Origin of the sequence: Streptomyces sp. NPDC046716 (genome assembly GCF_040645755.1) — a bacterium.
Lineage (GTDB): Bacteria > Actinomycetota > Actinomycetes > Streptomycetales > Streptomycetaceae > Streptomyces.
In genome coordinates, this window is the sequence record NZ_JBEYYU010000053.1 from 1 (window position 1) to 19,566 (window position 19,566).

Annotated in this window: 17 protein-coding genes; 9 read left to right on the forward strand and 8 right to left on the reverse strand. The window is 71.8% G+C overall.

Annotated elements, in window-relative coordinates; genetic code table 11:
* Positions 1 to 242: 242 nt before the first annotated feature.
* Together ABZ930_RS31260 and ABZ930_RS31265 are read right to left on the reverse strand one after the other, a co-directional pair.
* Positions 243 to 1,091, reverse strand: coding sequence for a nitrilase-related carbon-nitrogen hydrolase (locus ABZ930_RS31260; RefSeq protein ID WP_361555170.1), 849 nt, complete (start codon positions 1,089 to 1,091; stop codon positions 243 to 245).
* Positions 1,092 to 1,238: 147 nt separating this feature from the next.
* Positions 1,239 to 2,225, reverse strand: coding sequence for a DMT family transporter (locus ABZ930_RS31265; protein ID WP_361555173.1), 987 nt, complete (start codon positions 2,223 to 2,225; stop codon positions 1,239 to 1,241).
* Between the two features lie 127 nt (positions 2,226 to 2,352).
* Here ABZ930_RS31265 and ABZ930_RS31270 point away from each other — a divergent pair, with 127 nt between their 5' ends.
* Positions 2,353 to 3,156, forward strand: a complete 804-nt coding sequence (locus tag ABZ930_RS31270) for a phosphatase (protein WP_361555176.1) — start codon at positions 2,353 to 2,355, stop codon at positions 3,154 to 3,156.
* A 106-nt stretch (positions 3,157 to 3,262) separates the two neighbouring features.
* Here the strand turns inward: ABZ930_RS31270 and ABZ930_RS31275 are convergent, their stop codons facing one another.
* The 4 genes from ABZ930_RS31275 to ABZ930_RS31290 form a co-directional block, all read right to left on the reverse strand.
* Positions 3,263 to 4,264: a cation diffusion facilitator family transporter gene (locus ABZ930_RS31275; protein ID WP_361555179.1), complete on the reverse strand. Its 1,002-nt coding sequence runs from the start codon at positions 4,262 to 4,264 to the stop codon at positions 3,263 to 3,265.
* Positions 4,265 to 4,284: 20 nt separating this feature from the next.
* The gene (locus tag ABZ930_RS31280) at positions 4,285 to 5,154 is read right to left on the reverse strand and encodes an acyl-CoA thioesterase II (protein ID WP_361555182.1); all 870 of its coding nucleotides are present in this window, start codon (positions 5,152 to 5,154) and stop codon (positions 4,285 to 4,287) included.
* A gap of 35 nt (positions 5,155 to 5,189) precedes the next feature.
* Complete coding sequence (locus tag ABZ930_RS31285; protein ID WP_361555185.1) at positions 5,190 to 6,347, reverse strand: acyl-CoA dehydrogenase family protein; 1,158 nt, start codon at positions 6,345 to 6,347, stop codon at positions 5,190 to 5,192.
* A gap of 93 nt (positions 6,348 to 6,440) precedes the next feature.
* Entirely contained in the window at positions 6,441 to 7,040 is a 600-nt protein-coding gene (locus ABZ930_RS31290) for a TetR/AcrR family transcriptional regulator (protein WP_361555188.1), read from the reverse strand.
* Between the two features lie 93 nt (positions 7,041 to 7,133).
* Between ABZ930_RS31290 and ABZ930_RS31295 the strand changes: the two genes are divergently transcribed.
* The 4 genes from ABZ930_RS31295 to ABZ930_RS31310 are packed head-to-tail and all read left to right on the forward strand — an operon-like array spanning position 7,134 to position 12,897.
* Positions 7,134 to 8,756, forward strand: coding sequence for a carboxyl transferase domain-containing protein (locus tag ABZ930_RS31295; protein ID WP_361555191.1), 1,623 nt, complete (start codon positions 7,134 to 7,136; stop codon positions 8,754 to 8,756).
* A gap of 14 nt (positions 8,757 to 8,770) precedes the next feature.
* Entirely contained in the window at positions 8,771 to 10,792 is a 2,022-nt protein-coding gene (locus ABZ930_RS31300) for a biotin carboxylase N-terminal domain-containing protein (protein WP_361555194.1), read from the forward strand.
* Positions 10,789 to 11,733 carry a hydroxymethylglutaryl-CoA lyase gene (locus ABZ930_RS31305; protein WP_361555197.1) on the forward strand — a complete coding sequence of 315 codons (945 nt, stop codon included), beginning with the start codon at positions 10,789 to 10,791 and terminating at the stop codon, positions 11,731 to 11,733. Before ABZ930_RS31300 ends, ABZ930_RS31305 begins: the two co-directional genes overlap by 4 nt.
* Positions 11,734 to 11,736: 3 nt before the next feature.
* The gene (locus ABZ930_RS31310) at positions 11,737 to 12,897 is read left to right on the forward strand and encodes an acyl-CoA dehydrogenase family protein (protein ID WP_361555200.1); all 1,161 of its coding nucleotides are present in this window, start codon (positions 11,737 to 11,739) and stop codon (positions 12,895 to 12,897) included.
* A 351-nt stretch (positions 12,898 to 13,248) separates the two neighbouring features.
* On the opposite strand, the gene ABZ930_RS31315 is transcribed toward ABZ930_RS31310, so the two are convergent.
* Together ABZ930_RS31315 and ABZ930_RS31320 are read right to left on the reverse strand one after the other, a co-directional pair.
* Positions 13,249 to 13,926: an ABC transporter ATP-binding protein gene (locus ABZ930_RS31315; RefSeq protein WP_361555203.1), complete on the reverse strand. Its 678-nt coding sequence runs from the start codon at positions 13,924 to 13,926 to the stop codon at positions 13,249 to 13,251.
* 5 nt (positions 13,927 to 13,931) lie between these two features.
* Positions 13,932 to 15,368 carry an ABC transporter permease gene (locus tag ABZ930_RS31320; protein WP_361555206.1) on the reverse strand — a complete coding sequence of 479 codons (1,437 nt, stop codon included), beginning with the start codon at positions 15,366 to 15,368 and terminating at the stop codon, positions 13,932 to 13,934.
* Positions 15,369 to 15,540: 172 nt separating this feature from the next.
* Here ABZ930_RS31320 and ABZ930_RS31325 point away from each other — a divergent pair, with 172 nt between their 5' ends.
* The 4 genes from ABZ930_RS31325 to ABZ930_RS31340 all read left to right on the forward strand — a co-directional run bounded on the left by ABZ930_RS31325 (position 15,541) and on the right by ABZ930_RS31340 (position 19,521).
* Positions 15,541 to 16,203, forward strand: a complete 663-nt coding sequence (locus tag ABZ930_RS31325; protein ID WP_361555209.1) for a response regulator transcription factor — start codon at positions 15,541 to 15,543, stop codon at positions 16,201 to 16,203.
* Positions 16,200 to 17,468 (forward strand): HAMP domain-containing sensor histidine kinase, encoded by a 1,269-nt coding sequence (locus ABZ930_RS31330; RefSeq protein WP_361555212.1) that lies wholly within the window; start codon positions 16,200 to 16,202, stop codon positions 17,466 to 17,468. The genes ABZ930_RS31325 and ABZ930_RS31330 overlap by 4 nt, the downstream gene beginning before the upstream one ends.
* Positions 17,469 to 17,600: 132 nt before the next feature.
* Positions 17,601 to 18,650 carry an ABC transporter substrate-binding protein gene (locus ABZ930_RS31335; protein ID WP_361555215.1) on the forward strand — a complete coding sequence of 350 codons (1,050 nt, stop codon included), beginning with the start codon at positions 17,601 to 17,603 and terminating at the stop codon, positions 18,648 to 18,650.
* A 4-nt stretch (positions 18,651 to 18,654) separates the two neighbouring features.
* Positions 18,655 to 19,521 carry a siderophore-interacting protein gene (locus ABZ930_RS31340; protein ID WP_361555218.1) on the forward strand — a complete coding sequence of 289 codons (867 nt, stop codon included), beginning with the start codon at positions 18,655 to 18,657 and terminating at the stop codon, positions 19,519 to 19,521.
* Positions 19,522 to 19,566: the final 45 nt, after the last annotated feature.

A 19,566-nucleotide genomic window follows, 5' to 3' on the forward strand; every position in this document is an offset into this window, starting at 1 on the left:
CTCCAGCCGCTCGAACCTCTCGGCACCGATCTCCTGGCGCAGGGCGTACAGGACGAGCGCGCTGCCGTCGTAGACGACCGGCCGGAAGATGCTGCCTTCCCCGATGAGATGTCGCACGAAGTGCGCATCTCAGGGGCGCGGGGAACTGCGCGAGAAGAGGCCACCGGGCCGCGCATGACGAACTGTCCAGGGGCGCGGGGAACTGCGCGGCCAGCCACAGCGGACCCGCGGATGAAAGGGGGTCAGTACAGCTCGGGGCGGCGGTCGCCGAGGACGTCGTTGTGGGCGCCGAGGGACTTGTCGCGGGCCTGGGCCAGATCACAGGAGGCCAGCACCAGCGCCGGCCCCGCACTGGGCACCCGCCCGGCAACCGGAAACCCATCCGGAGCGACGATCACGGAGCCCCCGGTCCAGACCACCCCGCGCTCGTCCCCGACCCGATCGGCGACGGCAACATACATCCGGTTCCCCGCGGCAGCGGCCTGCGCCTTGGTCACCTCGGCGGGCCGCTCCCCCTCGGGCCGGGGGAAGAGCGGCCAGTTCACGGGCGCGCACAACAGCTCGGTACCGGCGAGAGCCGCCCGCCGCACCCACTCGGGGAACTCCAGGTCGTAGCAGACCATGACGCCGATCCGCCCGACCCCGTCGATGTCGACGGTGGGCGGTGCCTCGTCACCGGGGACGAAGAAGTCCTTCTCGGTGCCGAAGAGGTGCACCTTGCGGTAGACGGCGCGCAGCTCGCCGGCCGGGTCGATGACGACGGCCGAGTTGCGCACGAGCCCTTCGGCGTCGAGCTCGGCGAGCCCCGCGACGAGAGTGACCCCGTGCCGCCGGGCGGCCGCCGACCAGGCGGTGACGGTCGGCCCGTCCAGCGGTTCGGCGAGGGCGCGCGCCTCGGCGACGGAGGCGAAGACATAGCCGCTGTTGGCGAGTTCGGGCAGGACGACGACCCGGGCCCCGGCGCGCGCGGCGGCCTCGATCGCCTCCTCGGCGGCGGCCAGGTTCTCGGCGACGTCGCCGACCCCGAGGGCGAGCTGGGCGCAGGCCACGGTGGTCATCGGCCGGCCGTCCCGCTCCGTGGAGTCGTTCATCGCGGAGCCTTCCCTCTCGCCGTACGGGGCGCGCGGGCGCACGCCTGGTGACGGCTGGACCCTAACCCGCGCCCCCGCGCCCCGTCTCCGCCCATCCGGCCAAATGCCGCTCCCGGACCTGGACACGGCGTAGGAGGAGGCCGCGGGTCAGCAGTCGGCGCTCTCCTGCCGCTCGGGGCCGGGGACGATCTCCGGTTCCCGGACGGCGGACCGCGCCCGCGCCCTCGACCTGGAGACCGCGACTCCGGCCAGGCAGAGCACGCCGCCGAGCAGGGTCAGCCAGCCGGGCACCTCGTCCAGGAACAGCCAGCTCAGCAGGACCACGATGGCGGGCACGGCGTACGTCGTCGCGCCCATCTTCCCGGCGGGCGTGCGGGCCAGGGCGTACGTCCAGGTGGTGAAGGCGAGGGCGGTGGGCACGACGCCGAGGTAGACCATGTTGAGCGTCGCGGACATCGGCGCCCGGGACGCCTCCGAGACGAGCTGCCCGGAGAACGGCAGGCAGACCGCCGTCCCGATCAGGCAGGCGAACGCGGTGACCTGGAGCGGGGAGCCGTACGACAGGGCGGGCTTCTGGGACACGACGCCGACCGCGTACGCCACGGCGGCGAGCAGGCACAGCGCGACACCGCCCACCAGCTCACCCGTGCTGCCCTCGACGTCCCCGGAGCCCGAGGAGCCGGCCGACATGGACAGGCCGACCACGGCGGCCCCCGCGAACGACACCCCCATCCCGGCGAGCAGCCGCGGCGGCAGGCCCTCGCCGAGCAGCCGGGCGGCGAGCAGCGCCATGAGGATCGGTCCCACGTTCACCAGCAGCGCGGCGGTTCCGGCGTCGACGAGCCGTTCGCCCCAGTTCAGCGCCACCATGTAGGCGCCGAACCAGACGACGCCCGAGATCACGATCCCGCGCCAGGCGCCGCGCGGGGGCAGCCCTTCGCGGCGGATCAGCACCAGTGCGACCAGCACCACCGATCCGGAGAGCAGCCGCCCGAGGGCCAGCGCTCCCGGCGAGTAGGCGGCTCCCGCGCTGCGGATGGAGACGAAGGCGGAGGCCCAGGCGAGCACGGTGAAACAGACGGCGCCGACGGTGAGCGGACCGGGGGTGGCGGGACGCGGGTCCTGAGAGGTCATACGAGGGAGCGTACGGAGAAATGCGTTCGGCGAGCACCGAAATATCGAGGCCGGTACGGCAGTGGTCCTGGTCCCACTCCGCGGAACCGATCGGCACCCCCCTGCGGCCCCCGGCACAATGGGAGGCATGCCGATACCCGGGATTCCCAGCAACAGTCCGACCCGCGCCGCCCTGATCGACCACCTCGTCCGCACCCGCATCGCGGGCGACGTGGCCACGCCCCGCGAGAACAATCTCTCCCACTACCGCAAGCTCGCGAACGGCGACCGGCACTTCTGGCTGGGCCTGGAACTCGGCGACCGCTGGACCGACGAGCAGGACGTGCTGTCGGTGATGGCCGAGCGCTGCGGTGTCGTCGACGACGCGGAGCACCGTTACGGGCAGGACACCATCGACCCGGAGCTGACGGTCGACGCCCTGGAGCGGATGGCGGCCCGGCTGCGCAAGGCGGCCGAGGACCGCCAGAGCGTGCTGTTCGCGACGGGGCATCCGGGCGGGCTGCTCGACGTGCACCGGGCGACGGCCGCCGCTCTGCGCGCGGCCGGCTGCGAGATCGTGGTGATCCCCGAAGGGCTGGCCACCGAGGAGGGCATGGTCTTCCAGTTCGCGGACGTGGCGATGCTGGAGCGCGGGGCGACGCTGTGGCACACGCACTCCCCCGACCCGATGACGCGCATCCTGGACGGCCTGGAGCGCGAGGGGCGTCCGCTGCCCGACCTGGTCGTCGCCGACCACGGCTGGGCGGGGTGCGCGGCCCAGCGCGGGCTCGACTCCGTCGGTTACGCGGACTGCAACGACCCGGCGCTGTTCGTCGGCGAGGCCGAGGGCACGATGCAGGTGACGGTCCCCTTGGACGACCACGTCACGAGCCCCCGCCACTACGACCCGATGACGGCCTACCTCCTGACGGCGGCGGGCCTTCTGGACTAGCGGACGCGCAACCACCGCGCCCTGGACGAGCGGAGCTCGTTTCAGGGGCGCGGGGAACTGCGCGACCAGCCACGACGCGACCCGCACCCGACGACGAAACAGGCTCCTACCAGGGCTCCAGCCCCGCCTCACGCCGCTGGGCGAACCCGGGCGTCGGGTCCAGGTACACCCGCCGCACCGCAGGAAACCTCTCCCGCAACCGCCGAGCGGCATCCTCACAGGCCCACTCGATCTGCGCCGCCGTCGAAGCGTCCCGGAAGTCGACCTTGGCCGCGACCAGCGCCTCCCGGGGCCCCTGCACCAGCGTCGTCAGCTCCAGCACGGCCTCGACGTGCTCACTGCCGAGCAACAGCGCCCGGATCTCCTCCCGCACGGACCGCGGCAACGGCCGCCCCACCAGCAGCGCCGCGTTGGACCGCCCCAGCACCCACGCGACCCACAGCAGCAGCACCCCGATGCACAGCGAAGCGACCCCGTCCCACACCCCGGACCCGGTCAACTGCCCGCCCAGCAGCCCGCCGGCGGCGAGCAGCAGGCCGACGAGGGCGGCGCTGTCCTCCAGGACGACGGCCTTCACGGCGGTGTCGGGCGTGTGCTTCAGATACGTACCGAAGGGCGCCTTGACCCGGGCGGCCTCCCCGCGCGCCTGTCTGACGGCGGTGCGCAGCGAGAAGCCCTCCAGGAGGAAGGCGACGGCGAGCACGATGTAGGAGACGAGCGGGTCGCCGAGGTCCTCACCGGAGATCAGCGTGTGGATGCCGTCGTAGAGGGAGAAGACGGCGCCGCCGACGAAGGTGGCGACGGCGGCGAGCAGCGCCCACACGTACCGTTCGCCGCCGTGGCCCAGCGGATGGTCCTCGTCGGCGGGCTTCGCGCCGCGCTTGAGGGCCGTGAGCAGCATCAGTTCGGTGACGGTGTCCGCGAACGAGTGCGCGGCCTCCGACAGCATCGCGCTGGATCCGCTGATGAGCCCGGCGACGACCTTGGCGCAGGCGATGCCGAGGTTCGCCCCGGCGGCGACGAGGACCGTGAAGACGCTCTCCCCGCCGCCCTCCTCCGCGTCGTCGAACCCGTTCGTCACCGCTGTGCCGCCGTCCCGTACATCCATGTACGGGACGGTATGTCCGATCAGCGCGGAACGCGAACCACGCCTTCCTGGATCACGGTGATCGCGAGCCGGCCGTCCTGGGTGTAGATGCGGGCCTGACCGAGGCCCCGGCCGCCGGACGCGGACGGCGACTGCTGGTCGTAGAGGAGCCATTCGTCGGCGCGGAAGGGCCGGTGGAACCACATGGCGTGATCGAGGGAGGCCCCGACGACGTCGCCGACGGCCCAGCCGCCGCGCCCGTGCGCGAGCAGGACGGAGTCGAGGAGGGTCATGTCGGAGACGTAGGTGGCCAGGCAGACGTGGAGCAGCGGGTCGTCGGCGAGCTTGCCGTCGGTGCGGAACCAGACCTGCGAGCGCGGCTGCTGGGGCTCGCCGACGAAGGCGAACGGCGGCGCGTCCGCGTACCGCAGGTCGACGGCCTCGCGCGCTTCGAGCATCCGCTGGACGCGGTCGGCCCCGAGGACGTCGGCGTAGCGCGGCAGCATCTCGGCGGCCGTCGGCAGCGACGCGGGGTCGGGCGCGGGCGGCATGTCGGTCTGGTGCTCCAGGCCGTCCTCGTACGTCTGGAAGGACGCGGAGAGGTGGAAGATCGGCTGCCCGTGCTGGATGGCGACGACGCGGCGGGTGGTGAAGGAGCGGCCGTCCCTGATCCGGTCGACGGTGTAGACGATGGGCGCGCCCGGGTCCCCCGCGACGAGGAAGTACGCGTGCAGGGAGTGGGCGTGCCGGTCGGCCGGGACGGTGCGTCCGGCGGCGACCAGCGCCTGGGCCGCCACCTGTCCGCCGAAGACCCGGGGGACGACGGCGGACCGGGACTGGCCCCGGAAGATGTCCTCCTCGATCCGCTCGAGGTCGAGCAGATCGAGGAGTGACTGAAGTGCCTTGTTCATGCGCTCAGTTGTATGCGACGTCCGGGTCCCGTGGGTTACAGGCCCATGTTCTTCGCGATGATCATCTTCATGACCTCGCTGGTGCCGCCGTAGATGCGGTTGACGCGGTTGTCCGCGTACAGGCGGGCGATCGGGTACTCGTTCATGAACCCGTAGCCGCCGTGCAGCTGGAGGCAGCGGTCGATGACGCGGTGCGCGACCTCGGTGTTGAACAGCTTGGCCGAAGCGGCCTCCGCGGCGGTCAGCTCACCGGCGTCCAGGGCCTCCAGGGCGCGGTCGGCGACGGCCTCGGCGGCGTCCACCTCGGCCTGGCAGGCGGCCAGCTCGAACTTGGTGTTCTGGAAGGACGCGACCGGCTTGCCGAAGACGGTGCGGTCCTGCACGTACTGCTTGGCGAACGCGACGGCGGCCTTGGCCTGCGCGTACGCGCCGTAGGCGATGCCCCAGCGCTCGGAGGGGAGGTTCTGGCCGAGGTAGTAGAAGCCCTTGTTCTCCTCGCCCAGCAGGTCCTCGACGGGCACCTTCACGTCGACGAACGCCAGCTCGGCGGTGTCGGAGGTGCGCAGGCCCAGCTTGTCGAGCTTGCGGCCGATCGAGTAGCCCTCGAGCTTGGTGTCGACGGCGAAGAGGGAGATGCCGAAGCGGCGGTCGTCGGCGGTCGGCGCGGCGGTGCGGGCGCAGACGATGACGCGGTCGGCGTGCACGCCGCCGGTGATGAACGTCTTCGAGCCGTTGAGGACGTAGTGCGTGCCGTCCTCGGAGAGCTTCGCGGTGGTCTTCATGCCGGCGAGGTCGGAGCCGGTGCCCGGCTCGGTCATCGCGAGGGCCCACATCTCCTCGGCGGTGACGAACTTCTCCAGGTAGCGCTTCTTCTGCTCGTCGGTGCCGAGCATCTTGATGTAGGGAAGCGCGAGCAGGACGTGGACGCCCGAGCCGCCGAAGGTGACGCCCGCGCGGGCGGTCTCCTCGTACTGGATGGCCTCGAACTTGTGCGTCTCCAGGCCGGCGCCGCCGAACTCCTCCGGCACGTTGATGCCGAACAGGCCCAGGTCGGCGAGCTTCGTGTACAGCTCGCGCGGGACGATGCCCTCCTGGAACCACTCGTCGTAGTGGGGGACGACCTCGGCCTCGACGAAGGCGCGCAGGGTCTCCCGGAACGCCTCGTGGTCCTCATCAAAAACGGTACGGCGCACGGAAAACTCTCCCTCTACGGCGTCTACGACACTACTAAGCGCTTGCTCAGAACAACGTTACCGGCCGGTCACCGGAGCGTCCAGAGATACACATCACTCTGCGGCAGCCGCGAACGCCCCGCGCGCCAACGTGTGCAACATCCGTGCCGTGACCGCCCGCCCCGGCAGCGAACCCGGGCGGCTCAGGTGCGGGGTGGAGTTCAGCAGGCCGAAGACCGCGTGCACGGCCACGCGCGCGTGCGGTTCGGCGAGGCTCGGGTGGACCTTGCGGACGACCTCCACCCACAGCTCCACGTACTGCCGCTGGAGGGAGCGCACCAGCTTGCGGTCGGTGTCGCGCAGCCGGTCCAGCTCGCGGTCGTGCAGCGTGATCAGGTCCCGGTCGTCGAGGGCGAAGTCGATGTGCCCCTCGATGAGCGAGTCGAGCAGCGCGTCCGGACCGTGCTCGGCCTCGGCGACCCGGCGCCGGCCACCGGTGAGCAGCTGTCCGCTGATGCCGACGAGCAGCTCGGCGAGCATCGCGTCCTTGCCGGCGAAGTGACGGTAGAGGCCGGGGCCGCTGATGCCGACCGCGGCGCCTATCTCGTCGACCCCGACGCCGTGGAACCCGCGCTCGGCGAAGAGCCGCGCGGCCTCTTTGAGGATCTGCTCGCGACGGCTGGGGGCATCGGTTCTGGTGGCTCTGGAGACCATGCGTCAATTCTAGACAGGGCGGTTAGCGACCGTTAACCTGAAGGCGACTGGTTAACGGTCATTAACATCGCGACGTGGTGAGGGGACCGCAGGATGCAGGAGGCACCTGAGCTGACGAGCGCGGCGGATCCCGCCTCGGAGGTCTGGCGGGCCAATGAGACGGCCCACCGGGCCCTCGCGGCCGAACTGCGCGAGAAGCTCGCCGCCGCCCGGCTCGGCGGCGGCGAGCGCTCCCGCGCCCGGCACACCGCCCGCGGCAAGCTGCTGCCGCGCGACCGCGTGGACACCCTGCTCGACCCGGGCTCCCCGTTCCTGGAGCTGGCCCCCCTGGCGGCCGACGGGATGTACGAGGACCAGGCCCCGGCCGCCGGAGTGATCGCCGGCATCGGCCGGGTGTCGGGCCGCGCCTGCGTGATCGTCGCCAATGACGCGACCGTCAAGGGCGGCACGTACTACCCGATGACGGTGAAGAAGCACCTGCGCGCCCAGGAGGTGGCGCTGGAGAACCGGCTGCCGTGCGTCTATCTGGTGGACTCCGGCGGCGCCTTCCTGCCGATGCAGGACGAGGTCTTCCCCGACCGCGAGCACTTCGGCCGGATCTTCTACAACCAGGCGCGGATGTCCGGGGCGGGCATCCCGCAGATCGCGGCGGTCCTCGGCTCGTGCACGGCGGGCGGGGCGTACGTCCCGGCGATGAGCGACGAAGCGGTGATCGTCCGCAATCAGGGCACGATCTTCCTCGGCGGCCCGCCGCTGGTGAAGGCCGCCACGGGCGAGGTCGTCACGGCCGAGGAGCTGGGCGGCGGCGAGGTCCACTCGCGCGTCTCGGGCGTCACCGACCACCTCGCCGAGGACGACGCGCACGCGCTGCGCATCGTGCGGACCATCGTCTCCACCCTCCCCGAGCGCGGCCCGCTGCCATGGTCGGTGACGGCGCCGATCGAGCCGAAGGTGGACCCTGCGGGGCTGTACGGCGCGGTGCCGGTCGACTCGCGCACGCCGTACGACGTCCGCGAGGTCATCGCGCGCGTGGTGGACGGCTCGCGGTTCGCCGAGTTCAAGTCCGAGTTCGGGCAGACGCTGGTCACCGGCTTCGCCCGGATCCACGGCCACCCGGTCGGCATCGTCGCGAACAACGGCATCCTGTTCGCCGAATCCGCCCAGAAGGGCGCCCACTTCATCGAGCTGTGCGACCAGCGCGGCATCCCGCTGGTGTTCCTGCAGAACATCTCGGGCTTCATGGTCGGCAAGGACTACGAGGCGGGCGGGATCGCCAAGCACGGCGCCAAGATGGTCACGGCGGTGGCCTGCACGCGCGTGCCGAAGCTGACGGTGGTGGTCGGCGGCTCGTACGGCGCGGGCAACTACTCGATGTGCGGCCGCGCGTACTCGCCCCGCTTCCTGTGGATGTGGCCCGGCGCGAAGATCAGCGTCATGGGCGGCGAGCAGGCCGCCTCGGTCCTCGCGACCGTCAAGCGCGACCAGCTGGAGGCGCGCGGCGAGGAGTGGCCCGCGGACGACGAGGACGCGTTCAAGGCCCCGATCCGCGCCCAGTACGACACCCAGGGCAGCGCGTACTACGCCACGGCCCGGCTCTGGGACGACGGCGTGATCGACCCCATGGAGACCCGCCAGGTCCTCGGCCTGGCCCTGACCGCCTGCGCCCACGCGCCGCTTCCGGAGAAGTCCGGCGGCTTCGGCGTCTTCCGGATGTGAGAGGAGCTCAGAGAGTGTTCGACACAGTCCTGGTCGCCAACCGCGGCGAGATCGCCGTCCGCGTCATCCGTACGCTGCGGCAGCTCGGCATCCGCTCGGTGGCGGTCCACAGCGACGCCGACGCGGACGCCCGGCACGTGCGCGAGGCCGACGAGTCGGTGCGCATCGGCCCGCCGCCCGCCACCGAGAGCTATCTGTCGGTGGAGCGGATCGTCGAGGCCGCCCTGCGCACGGGAGCGCAGGCCGTGCACCCGGGCTACGGCTTCCTCGCGGAGAACGCGACGTTCGCGCGGGCCTGCGAGGACGCGGGCCTGACCTTCATCGGCCCGCCCCCGGACGCGATCGCGCTGATGGGCGACAAGATCCGCGCCAAGGAGACGGTCGAGGCGGCCGGTGTCCCGGTGGTGCCGGGCGGCCGTGACCCCGAGCTGGCGCGGGCCGCACAGGAGTTGGGCGCACCCGTGCTGCTCAAGCCGTCCGCGGGCGGCGGCGGCAAGGGCATGCGCCTTGTACGCGACCTGACCCTCCTGGAGGAGGAGATCGCCGCCGCGCGCCGCGAGGCCCGGGCCTCCTTCGGCGACGACACGCTGCTCGTGGAGCGGTGGGTCGACCGCCCCCGGCACATCGAGATCCAGGTCCTCGCGGACGGGCACGGCAATGTCGTGCACCTCGGCGAGCGCGAGTGCTCGCTCCAGCGCCGCCACCAGAAGATCATCGAGGAGGCGCCCAGCGTGCTCCTCGACGAGGCGACGCGGGAGGCGATGGGCGCGGCGGCCGTGGAGGCGGCGCGCTCGTGCGGCTATCGGGGCGCGGGCACGGTGGAGTTCATCGTGCCCGGCGAGGACCCGTCCTCGTACTACTTCATGGAGATGAACACCCGCCTCCAGGTCGAGCACCCGGTGACCGAGCTGGTCACCGGCCTGGACCTGGTGGAATGGCAGGTGCGGGTGGCGGCGGGCGAGCAACTGCCCTTCGCGCAGGCCGACATCACGCTCACCGGGCACGCGGTGGAGGCCCGGCTGTGCGCCGAGGACCCCTCGCGCGGGTTCCTCCCCTCCGGCGGCACGGTCCTCGCCCTGCGCGAGCCCGAGGGCGACGGTGTGCGCACCGACTCCGGGCTCAGCGAGGGCACGGAGGTCTCGTCCCTGTACGACCCGATGCTCGCGAAGGTCATCGCGTACGGCCCCGACCGGGACACGGCGCTGCGCCGGCTGCGGGCCGCGCTGGCCCGGACGGTGACGCTGGGCGTGCCGACCAACGCGGGCTTCCTGCGCCGCCTGCTGGCCCATCCGGCGGTCGTGGCGGGCGAGTTGGACACCGGTCTTGTGGAGCGCGAGGTCGACGCGCTGGTCCCGGCGGACGTGCCGCCCGAGGTGTACGCGGCGGCGGGCGTGCTGCGCCAGCGGGCGCTCGCCCCGACGGCGGCGGACGGCTGGGTGGACCCGTTCGCCCGCCCCGACGGCTGGCGGCTCGGCGGCAGCCCCGCCTGGACCGTGCACCACGTCCGCGTCCCCGGCCACGACCCGGTCGAGATCCGGGTGCGCGGCACCGAGGTCCTGGTCGACGGCGCCCCCACCACCCCCGCCCGGCCGACCGCCGCCGCGGGCGACTGGCTGGCCCTCGACGGCGACGCCTGGCAGATCCGCGACCACGACCCGGTGGCGGCGAGCCTGACCGGCGCGGGCTCCGGCGGCGCGGGCTCCCTCACCGCCCCCATGCCCGGCACGGTGACGGTGGTGAAGGTGGCGGTCGGCGACGAGGTCACCGCGGGCCAGAGCCTGCTGGTGGTGGAGGCGATGAAGATGGAACACGTCATCGCCGCCCCACACGCGGGCACGGTCACGGAGCTGGACGTCTCCCCCGGCACGACGGTGGCGATGGACCAGATCCTGGCCGTCGTCGAACCTTCCGGCACCGCCGAAGAGATCGCGCCCGAAGGGGCGCGGGGAACTGCGCGAGCAACCACGACGGCGAAGTCACCCGTGGACGCCCGAGACCCCAACGGCGAGGGGAATCCCGAGGAGGCCGCACGATGACACTCCCCATGATCAGCCCAGCCCCAGGCCTCCCGGCAAGGGTGCGGATCCACGAGGTGGGCCCCCGCGACGGCCTCCAGAACGAGAAGTCCACGGTCCCCACGGAGGTCAAGGCGGAGTTCGTCCACCGCCTGGCCCGCGCGGGCCTGACCACCATCGAGGCCACCAGCTTCGTCCACCCCAAGTGGGTGCCCCAACTGGCGGACGCGGAGACCCTGTTCCCCGAACTCCAGGACCTCGCCCCGGCCGTGCACCTCCCGGTCCTGGTCCCGAACGAAAGGGGCCTGGACCGGGCCCTGGCCCTCGGCGCGAGCCGCATCGCGGTGTTCGCCAGCGCCACCGAGTCCTTCGCGAAGGCCAACCTCAACCGCACGGTCGCCGAGTCCCTGGCGATGTTCGAGCCGGTGGTGGCCCGCGCCAAGGAGGCGGGCGCGCACGTGCGCGGCTATCTCTCCATGTGCTTCGGCGACCCGTGGGAGGGCCCGGTCCCGGTCCACCAGGTCGTCTCCGTCGCCAAGGCCCTCATGGACCTGGGCTGTGACGAGCTGAGTCTCGGCGACACGATCGGCGTGGCCACCCCCGGCCACGTACAGACGTTGCTCGCGGAGCTGAACGAGGAGGGCGTGCCGACCGAGGCCGTCGGCGTGCACTTCCACGACACCTACGGGCAGGCCCTCGCCAACACCCTGGCGGCGCTGCAGCACGGGGTCACCACGGTCGACGCGTCCGCCGGAGGGCTCGGCGGCTGCCCCTACGCGAAGAGCGCCACCGGCAACCTCGCCACCGAGGACCTCGTCTGGATGCTGCGCGGACTCGGCATCGAGACCGGCGTCGACCTCGCCCTGCTCACCGAAACCAGCACGTGGATGGCCGGACACCTGGGCCGCCCCAGCCCCTCCCGCACCGTGCGTGCCCTCTCCGCGACCCCACAGGAGCAGTGAACAATGGATCACCACCTCTCCCCCGAGCACGAGGAACTGCGGCGCACCGTCGAGGAGTTCGCGCACGACGTCGTGGCGCCGAAGATCGGCGACTACTACGAGCGGCACGAGTTCCCGTACGAGATCGTGCGCGAGATGGGGCGGATGGGCCTGTTCGGGCTGCCGTTCCCGGAGGAGTACGGCGGGATGGGCGGCGACTATCTGGCGCTCGGCATCGCGCTGGAGGAGCTGGCCCGGGTCGACTCCTCGGTCGCCATCACCCTGGAGGCGGGCGTCTCGCTCGGCGCGATGCCGCTCCATCTCTTCGGTACCGAGGAGCAGAAGCGGGAGTGGCTGCCGAAGCTCTGCGCGGGCGAGATGCTCGGCGCGTTCGGCCTGACCGAGCCGGAGGCCGGTTCGGACGCGGGCGGCACCCGCACCACGGCCGTCCGCGACCCGGAGACGGGCGACTGGGTGATCAACGGCACGAAGTGCTTCATCACCAACTCCGGCACCGACATCACCGGCCTGGTGACCGTGACGGCGGTGACCGGTCGGACGGCGGACGGCAAGCCGCTGATCTCGTCGGTGATCGTTCCGTCCGGGACTCCCGGCTTCACGGTCGCGGCCCCGTACTCGAAGGTGGGGTGGAACGCGTCGGACACGCGTGAGCTGCACTTCGACGACGTCCGCGTGCCGGCCGCGAACCTGCTGGGTACGGAGGGGCGCGGCTTCGCCCAGTTCCTGCGCATCCTCGACGAGGGCCGGATCGCGATCTCGGCGCTCGCCACCGGACTCGCCCAGGGCTGTGTCGACGAGTCGGTGAAGTACGCCAAGGAGCGGCACGCCTTCGGGCGGAGCATCGGCGGCTACCAGGCGATCCAGTTCAAGATCGCCGACATGGAGATGAAGGCGCACACCGCGCGGCTCGCCTGGCGGGACGCGGCGTCGCGGCTGGTGTCCGGGGAGCCGTTCAAGAAGGAGGCGGCGCTCGCGAAGCTGTACTCGTCGACGATCGCGGTGGACAACGCCCGGGAGGCGACCCAGATCCACGGCGGCTACGGCTTCATGAACGAGTATCCGGTGGCCCGGATGTGGCGGGACTCCAAGATCCTGGAGATCGGGGAGGGCACGAGCGAGGTGCAGCGGATGCTGATCGCTAGGGAGCTGGGGCTCACGTCTTAGGGGGCGTTGGGTTCGGCCCCCTTGGCGCGCCTTTGGTTCCGGGGGCCTCTGTTGTGCGCGGGTGCGGGTTCGTCGTGGCTGGGCGCGCAGTTCCCCGCGCCCCTGAAAAGCCGCTCCCGCGTGCGGCGTTGGCGACTCTTCGCGTCTACCGCGCCGTCGTGGTTGCTCGCGCAGTTCCCCGCGCCCCTGAAAAGCCGCTCCCGCGTGGGGCGTTGGCGACTCTTCGCGTCTACCGCGCCGTCGTGGCTGGGCGCGCAGTTCCCCGCGCCCCTGGAAAGCCGCTCCCGCTTGGGACGTCGGGGTTCCGTCGCGTCCTTCGCGCCGTCGTGGTTGCTCGCGGCCCCGAAGAGCTCAGGTCGACGGGATCAGGCGGCCGCGCTTCAGCGTCAGGACCTCGTCGGATGCCGCCGCCACGTCCTTCGAGTGCGTGACGACGACCACGCACTTGCCGTCCTCGTGGGCCAGGCGGCGGAAGACGTCGATGATGCCGGTGGCCGTCTCGTGGTCGAGGCTGCCGGTGGGTTCGTCGGCGAAGAGGATGTCGACCTCGCAGGCCAGGGCGCGGGCGATGGCCACCCGTTGCTGCTGGCCGCCGGAGAGTTGCAGGGTGCGCCGGTGGTGTTCGGCCGGTTCCACGCCGAGGAGTTCGAGGAGTTCGACGGCACGGCGCCTGCGGTGGCGGCCCTTCACGCCGGTGATTTCCATGGCGGTGGTGATGTTCTGCACCGCCGTGAGGTACGTGAGCAGGTTCAGGGACTGGAAGACGGTGGCGGCGTGCCGGTTGCGGTAGCGGCCGAGGCCCAGTTCGGCGATGTCCCGGCCGCGCAGCCGCACGGTGCCGGAGGTCGGTGAGTCCAGGCCGCTGGCGAGCGAGAGCAGCGTGGTCTTGCCGGACCCGGAGGGGCCCACGACGGCGTACATGCGGCCCGCTTCGAAGCGGTGGTCGACGCCCTTGAGGACGGTGCGGCGCCGGGTGCCGCTCTGGTGGACGCGGGTGACGTCGGCGAGTTCGAGCAGGGGTGCGGTCATGGCGGTCAGTCGCCCTTCGTGAGGATGTCGCGCGGGTTCAGGCGCAGGACGCGGGAGCCGGGGACGAGCGTGGCGAGGGCGGCGATGCCGAGGCCGGTGGCGCCGACCCTGCCGATGTCGGCCGCGGTGAGCCTGATGTCCAGCGAGCTGATCGGTTCGGGCCCGTCCTCCTTCGGACTCGGACCGCCGGGCGTGGAGTTGCTGTAATCCGCCTCCGGCGTGCTGTCGTCGGCGTCCTGCCGTGCCGAGGAGACCTCGCCCGCGAGCAGCTTGTCGCCGATGGTCTGGGACAGCAGCCCGCTGCACGCACCCGCGAGGCCGACCGCGAGCAGCGCGCAGGCGACGACCTCGACGAGGTGCTGGCCGAGCAGGCGCGGCTTCTTCTCGCCGAGGGAGAGCAGGATGCCGAGCTCCTTGCGGCGCTCGCGCAGCGACGAGGCGACGATGAGGGCGAGGATCACCGTGCCGGCCAGGGCGACCAGCCAGACGGTGACGGTCGCGAACCCCGCGGTCCTGGTGATGGGGCCGACCAGCGCCTTGTACTGCTTGTCGTTCACCGTGATCGGGAAGATCTTCAGGTCCGCGCCCGCGGCCCGCGCGTCGTCGCGCAGCCGGTCGAGGTCCGCCGGGTCCTTGAGGGTGAAGGTCGCGCTGGACAGGGCGGTGCCCCGGTCGCCCTTGCCCATGAGGACGGAGCCGCCGTCGGGGGTGGCGTAGAGCCGGTTGGCGGGGTCGACCATGGCGGGGAGGTAACTGCCGGTGTCGGCCGTGCTGTTCTTGTAGATGCCGACGACTTTGAAGGGGTGTTCGGTCGTGTCCGGCTTCTGGCCGGGGCCCGGCAGTTCGCCGACCTTCAGTTTCAGTACGCCGCCGACCTTCAGGTGGTTGTCCTTGGCGACGCGTTCCTCAACGACGATCTCGTCGGGCTTGCTGTCGGGGGTGATGCCGCGTCCGGCGATCAGCCGGGAGTCGCCGTTGCGGAATTCCTTGACGGCGTCGAGGTCGCGAATGCCGGAGACGGAGAAGAGGTCGGTGCCCGTGCTGTCCTGCCCGGCGGGCGGCGGTACCGGCTGGTGCAGTTTGCCGCTCTTGGTGGGGAAGGCGCCGCCGTCGGTGGAGTAGTTGCAGGAGGCCACCACGGACGACTCGCAGATCTTGTCGACGAGGCTGCGGCGCAGGTCGCCCTCGGATCCGATGACGCCGCCCTGCTGCCCTTCGGGCTTCTGCCCCTTGCCGGACGCGAGGAGTCCGTTCACGTCGAGCTGCATCGTCGCCACCGCGCCGACCCGTTCCTTGGCGGCGTCCGCCGCCCGGGCCGCCGCCGATCGGATCAGGAATCCGGACAGGACGAGGGTGCAGATGACGAAGAAGAGGCCGACCAGCATCAGGCTTTTCCCCGGATGGGCGGTCAGCCGCCACCAGGCCCGTTTGAAAAGGTTCATGCCGCGAGACGCTATGCAGGCGGTGTTTTCGGCTCTGTTTGCCGTTTCGGCGGGTGTCGGCTCCTTTCATATACGGGTCACATACCGGCTCTGATAAATGTGGCGGACCACGGGCGAAACGCCATCGGCGGACGTCCCGGTCTTTCATGGAATTCTCAGGACGGAGTGCGCGGTGCGGGTGCTGGTGGTCGAGGACGAGCGGTATCTGGCGCGCGTCATCGAGCTGGGGCTGCGCCGCGAGGCGATCACCCCTGACGTGGTGCACGACGGCCGTGCCGCCCTGGAGCGGCTGCGGGTCTACGACTACGACGCCGTGGTCCTGGACCGGGATCTGCCGCTGGTGCACGGCGACGAGGTGTGCCGCCGCGTCGTCGAGGAGCGGCTGCCCTGCCGGGTGCTGATGCTGACGGCGGCGGGGCGTCTCGGCGACAAGGTGGAGGGGCTGGGCCTCGGCGCCGACGACTATCTCGCCAAGCCCTTCGACTTCCCCGAACTGGTCGCGCGGCTGCGGGCGTTGTACCGCCGTCCCCCGACGGGCCACGCCCCCGTCCTCACCTTCGCCGACGTCTCCTTCGACACGCACCGCCGCCGGGTCGAGCGGGCGGGCGCGGAGGTCCGCCTCACGCGGAAGGAGCTGGCGGTCCTGGAGCTGCTGATGCGGGCCGACGGCGGCGTGCTCAGCACCGAGGACCTGCTCGACAAGGCGTGGGACGCGGGCACGGACCCGATGACGAACGCGGTCCGCCTGGTGGTGCACACGCTGCGCAGAAAGCTGGGCGAACCGCGCCTGGTGCACACGGCCGTCGGCGCCGGCTACTACCTGAGCGCCGGATGACCCGCCGCACAGGCCACAAAGACACAGGCCCCAAAGGAACAGGCCACGACGGACGCACAGGCCGCCGCACCCTCAGCATCCACCTGCGGCTCTTCCTCGGCTTCGGCGGCGCGCTCGTCGCCTGCTCGGTCCTGATGGTCGCCGTCATCTACGTCGGCATCCGCTACGTCCCCACGTACGACCTGACGACGCCGGTCGTGGTCCCGAGCCCGACCGCCGGTGCCTCGGCGACGCCGTCCTCGATCCCGCCGCACACCGTCGCACCGAGCGCGGACGCGAGCGTCCTGCCCGGCCAGAAGATCGACACGACCGGCCTTGTCCGCGACAAGGAGGACGTCTGGGCGAGCGTGCTCGCCATCTCGATCGGCGGTCTGCTGCTCGTCACCGCCGTCGGGCTGACGGCCGGCTGGCTGCTCTCGCGGCGGCTGCTCGCGCCGCTGCACACCATCAGCCGGGCGGCCGCCCGGGCGGGCGAGGGCGATCTGGCGTACCGCATCGACGCGCAGGGCCCGCACGACGAACTGAGGCAGCTCGCCGACACCTTCGACACGACGCTGGCCCGCCTGGAGGAGTCCTTCGCCGCCCACCAGCGGTTCGCGGCGAACGCCTCGCACGAACTGCTCACCCCGCTGACCACGGCCCGTGCCGCGCTCCAGCTGGCGGCCTCGGACCCGTCGGGCGCGTCGTTCGCCGAGCTCGTGCCGATGCTCGCCGAGACCAACGAGCGCAACATCCGTATCGTCGAGGAGCTGCTGGCGCTCGCCGCCGCGGACCACGTGGAGTTCGACGGCGCACCCGTGGACCTCGCCGCGCTGGCCCGCGAGGTCGCCGAGGAGGCGGGCCGCGCGCCGGGAACCCCCACCGTCACCTGCACCACGGAAGCGGACTGCGCGGTGCGCGGCAACGCGACGCTGCTGCGCCACCTGGTGGCGAACCTCGTCGGGAACGCCGTGACACACAACACCATCGACGGCGGAGGTTTCGTCACGGTCGAGGTGCGGGCAGGCGACCCGGACGGCGGCGGCCGGGACGACGTGGTCCTGGAGGTCGTGAACTCCGGCCCCGGGGTCGAACCCGGCACGGTCGAGCGGCTCTTCGAGCCGTTCCAGCGGGCGGCGGAGCGGGTCGGCAGCGAGCGGGGACACGGTCTCGGCCTCGCGCTCGTGCGCTCCGTGACCCGTGCGCACGCGGGCTCGGTCACCGCGACGGCACGGCCGGCGGGCGGTCTGGTGGTGCGGGTGCGTCTGCCCCGCGCGGGCGCCTGACCTGCCGGACCCGCGTCGCGGGCGCGTGCGGGTGCCCCCGCCCCCTGGACATGCCAGAAACTTAGGTTAACCTTCCCTCAGTTCTGCACCCTGCCCGGCCGACAACCCCGGCACGTCCGAAAGCAGCCCGTGATGCCCAACGCCCGACTGTCCCGCCCCACCCGCCGCGGCATACTCGCCGCCGGCGGAGCCCTCGGCCTCGGCGCCGCGCTCGCCGCCTGCGGCAGCGACAGCGGCTCGAAAGACAGCGGTTCGGACGCGACGAAGGCCGCGGACAAGTCCGGCCCGTTCTCCTTCGAGGACGACCGCGGCACGGCCGTGAAGCTGGACAAGATCCCGGCGAACATCGTCGCCTTCACCGGCGTCGGCGCGGCCCTCTTCGACTACGGCATCCAGGTCAAGGGCGTCTTCGGCCCGACCACCACGAAGGGCGGCAAGCCCGACGTGCAGGCCGGCGACATGGACGTCTCCAAGGTCACCGTCATCGGCAACAAGTGGGGCCAGTTCAACATCGAGAAGTACGCGGGCCTGGCGCCCGACGTCCTGATCACCACGATGTTCGACTCCGCGGGCACCCTCTGGTACGTCCCCGAGGAGTCCGCGGCGAAGATCGCCAAGCTGGCCCCCAGCGTCGGCGTCTCGGTCTTCGACCGCCAGCTGACCAAGCCGCTGGAGCGGATGTACGCGCTGGCCGAGTCGCTGGGCGCCGACCTGAAGGCCGACAAGGTCGTCGCGGCGAAGAAGCGCTTCGAGGACGCCGCGGCCCGGCTGCGCAAGGCCGCCAAGGCCCACCCCGACATCAAGGTCCTGGCCGGTTCGGCGAGCGCGGACATCTTCTACGTGTCCGGCACGAACCTCTCCATCGACCTGGAGTACTTCAAGGCCCTCGGCGTGAACTTCGTCGAGCCGCCGGAGAAGGCGAAGAAGGACTCGGGCGGCTGGTTCGAGAACCTGAGCTGGGAGAACGTCGACAAGTACCCGGCCGACATCATCATGATGGACGACCGCGCGCAGGCCATCCAGCCCGCCGACATCGAAGAGGGCACCTGGCAGAAGCTGCCCGCGGTGAAGGCCGGTCAGGTCATCGCCCGCTCCCCCGAGCCGATCCTCTCCTACGACAAGTGCGCTCCGCTCCTGGAGAACCTCGCCAAGGCGATCGAGACCGCGAAGAAGGTGTCCTGACCCCATGACCGCGACGGCCGAAGCCCCCGCTGTAGCCCCTTTCCGATTCTTCGATCTGCAAGTGGTCCGCACGCGGCGGCTCGGCCCGTCGCTGCTCCGGGTGACCTTCACCGGTCCCGAGCTTGAGCACTTCCACGGCGGCGGCCGGGACCAGTCCCTCTCCCTCTTCCTGCCGCAGCCGGGCCAGGACGCCCCCGTCCTGCCGCCCATCGTGCCGGGCGACGACGGCCACGGCTGGCACACCGCGTACCGCGCGCTGCCGGACGACGTCCGCGCGGTCATGCGCTCGTACACGCTGAGCGGCCAGCGCCGGCACCCCGCGCAGGAGGTCGACATCGACTTCGTGCTGCACAACGACGACCCGGCGACCACCGGCCCCGCCTGCCGCTGGGCCGAGGCCGCGACGGCGGGCGACAAGGTCGTCGTGCTCGGCCCCGCGATCGCCGACAACGCCGCGGTGCGCTGCCAGCCCCCGGCGGACTTCGACCACATCCTCATGTGGGGCGACGAGACGGCCCTGCCGGCCGCGCTCGGCATCCTGGCCTGGCTGCCCTCGTCCGTCTCCGCGCACGTGTGGCTGGAGGTCCCGCACCGCGCCGACATCCAGCCGATCCTCACGGCCGCCAACCTCACCGTGCACTGGCTGGTCCGCGACGAGCGGGCGCCGAGCGCGCTCGACGCCATCCGCGCCGCCCAACTCCCCGACACCGCACGGCCGTACGCCTGGCTGTCCGGCGAGTCCGGCTCGATGAAGGAGCTGCGCCGCCATCTCGTGCGCGAGCGCGGCTACGACAAGCGGGCCGTGAAGTTCGTCGGCTACTGGCGGCGCGGCCTGAGCGAGGACGCGCTGCGGGCCGAGGCCGCCGCGTAGACGCAATTCCCGCCAAACAACTGCACATTCCGCCATAAACAGGGG

Coding starts and splice junctions, on each gene's coding strand:
- ABZ930_RS31280 (WP_361555182.1), bottom strand. CDS start 5,154: ATGAACAAGGCACTTCAGTCACTCCTCGATCTGCTCGACCTCGAGCGG.
- ABZ930_RS31290 (WP_361555188.1), bottom strand. CDS start 7,040: ATGGTCTCCAGAGCCACCAGAACCGATGCCCCCAGCCGTCGCGAGCAG.
- ABZ930_RS31295 (WP_361555191.1), top strand. CDS start 7,134: ATGCAGGAGGCACCTGAGCTGACGAGCGCGGCGGATCCCGCCTCGGAG.
- ABZ930_RS31335 (WP_361555215.1), top strand. CDS start 17,601: ATGCCCAACGCCCGACTGTCCCGCCCCACCCGCCGCGGCATACTCGCC.
- ABZ930_RS31275 (WP_361555179.1), bottom strand. CDS start 4,264: ATGGATGTACGGGACGGCGGCACAGCGGTGACGAACGGGTTCGACGAC.
- ABZ930_RS31270 (WP_361555176.1), top strand. CDS start 2,353: ATGCCGATACCCGGGATTCCCAGCAACAGTCCGACCCGCGCCGCCCTG.
- ABZ930_RS31265 (WP_361555173.1), bottom strand. CDS start 2,225: ATGACCTCTCAGGACCCGCGTCCCGCCACCCCCGGTCCGCTCACCGTC.
- ABZ930_RS31305 (WP_361555197.1), top strand. CDS start 10,789: ATGACACTCCCCATGATCAGCCCAGCCCCAGGCCTCCCGGCAAGGGTG.
- ABZ930_RS31320 (WP_361555206.1), bottom strand. CDS start 15,368: ATGAACCTTTTCAAACGGGCCTGGTGGCGGCTGACCGCCCATCCGGGG.
- ABZ930_RS31315 (WP_361555203.1), bottom strand. CDS start 13,926: ATGACCGCACCCCTGCTCGAACTCGCCGACGTCACCCGCGTCCACCAG.
- ABZ930_RS31330 (WP_361555212.1), top strand. CDS start 16,200: ATGACCCGCCGCACAGGCCACAAAGACACAGGCCCCAAAGGAACAGGC.
- ABZ930_RS31340 (WP_361555218.1), top strand. CDS start 18,655: ATGACCGCGACGGCCGAAGCCCCCGCTGTAGCCCCTTTCCGATTCTTC.
- ABZ930_RS31260 (WP_361555170.1), bottom strand. CDS start 1,091: ATGAACGACTCCACGGAGCGGGACGGCCGGCCGATGACCACCGTGGCC.
- ABZ930_RS31310 (WP_361555200.1), top strand. CDS start 11,737: ATGGATCACCACCTCTCCCCCGAGCACGAGGAACTGCGGCGCACCGTC.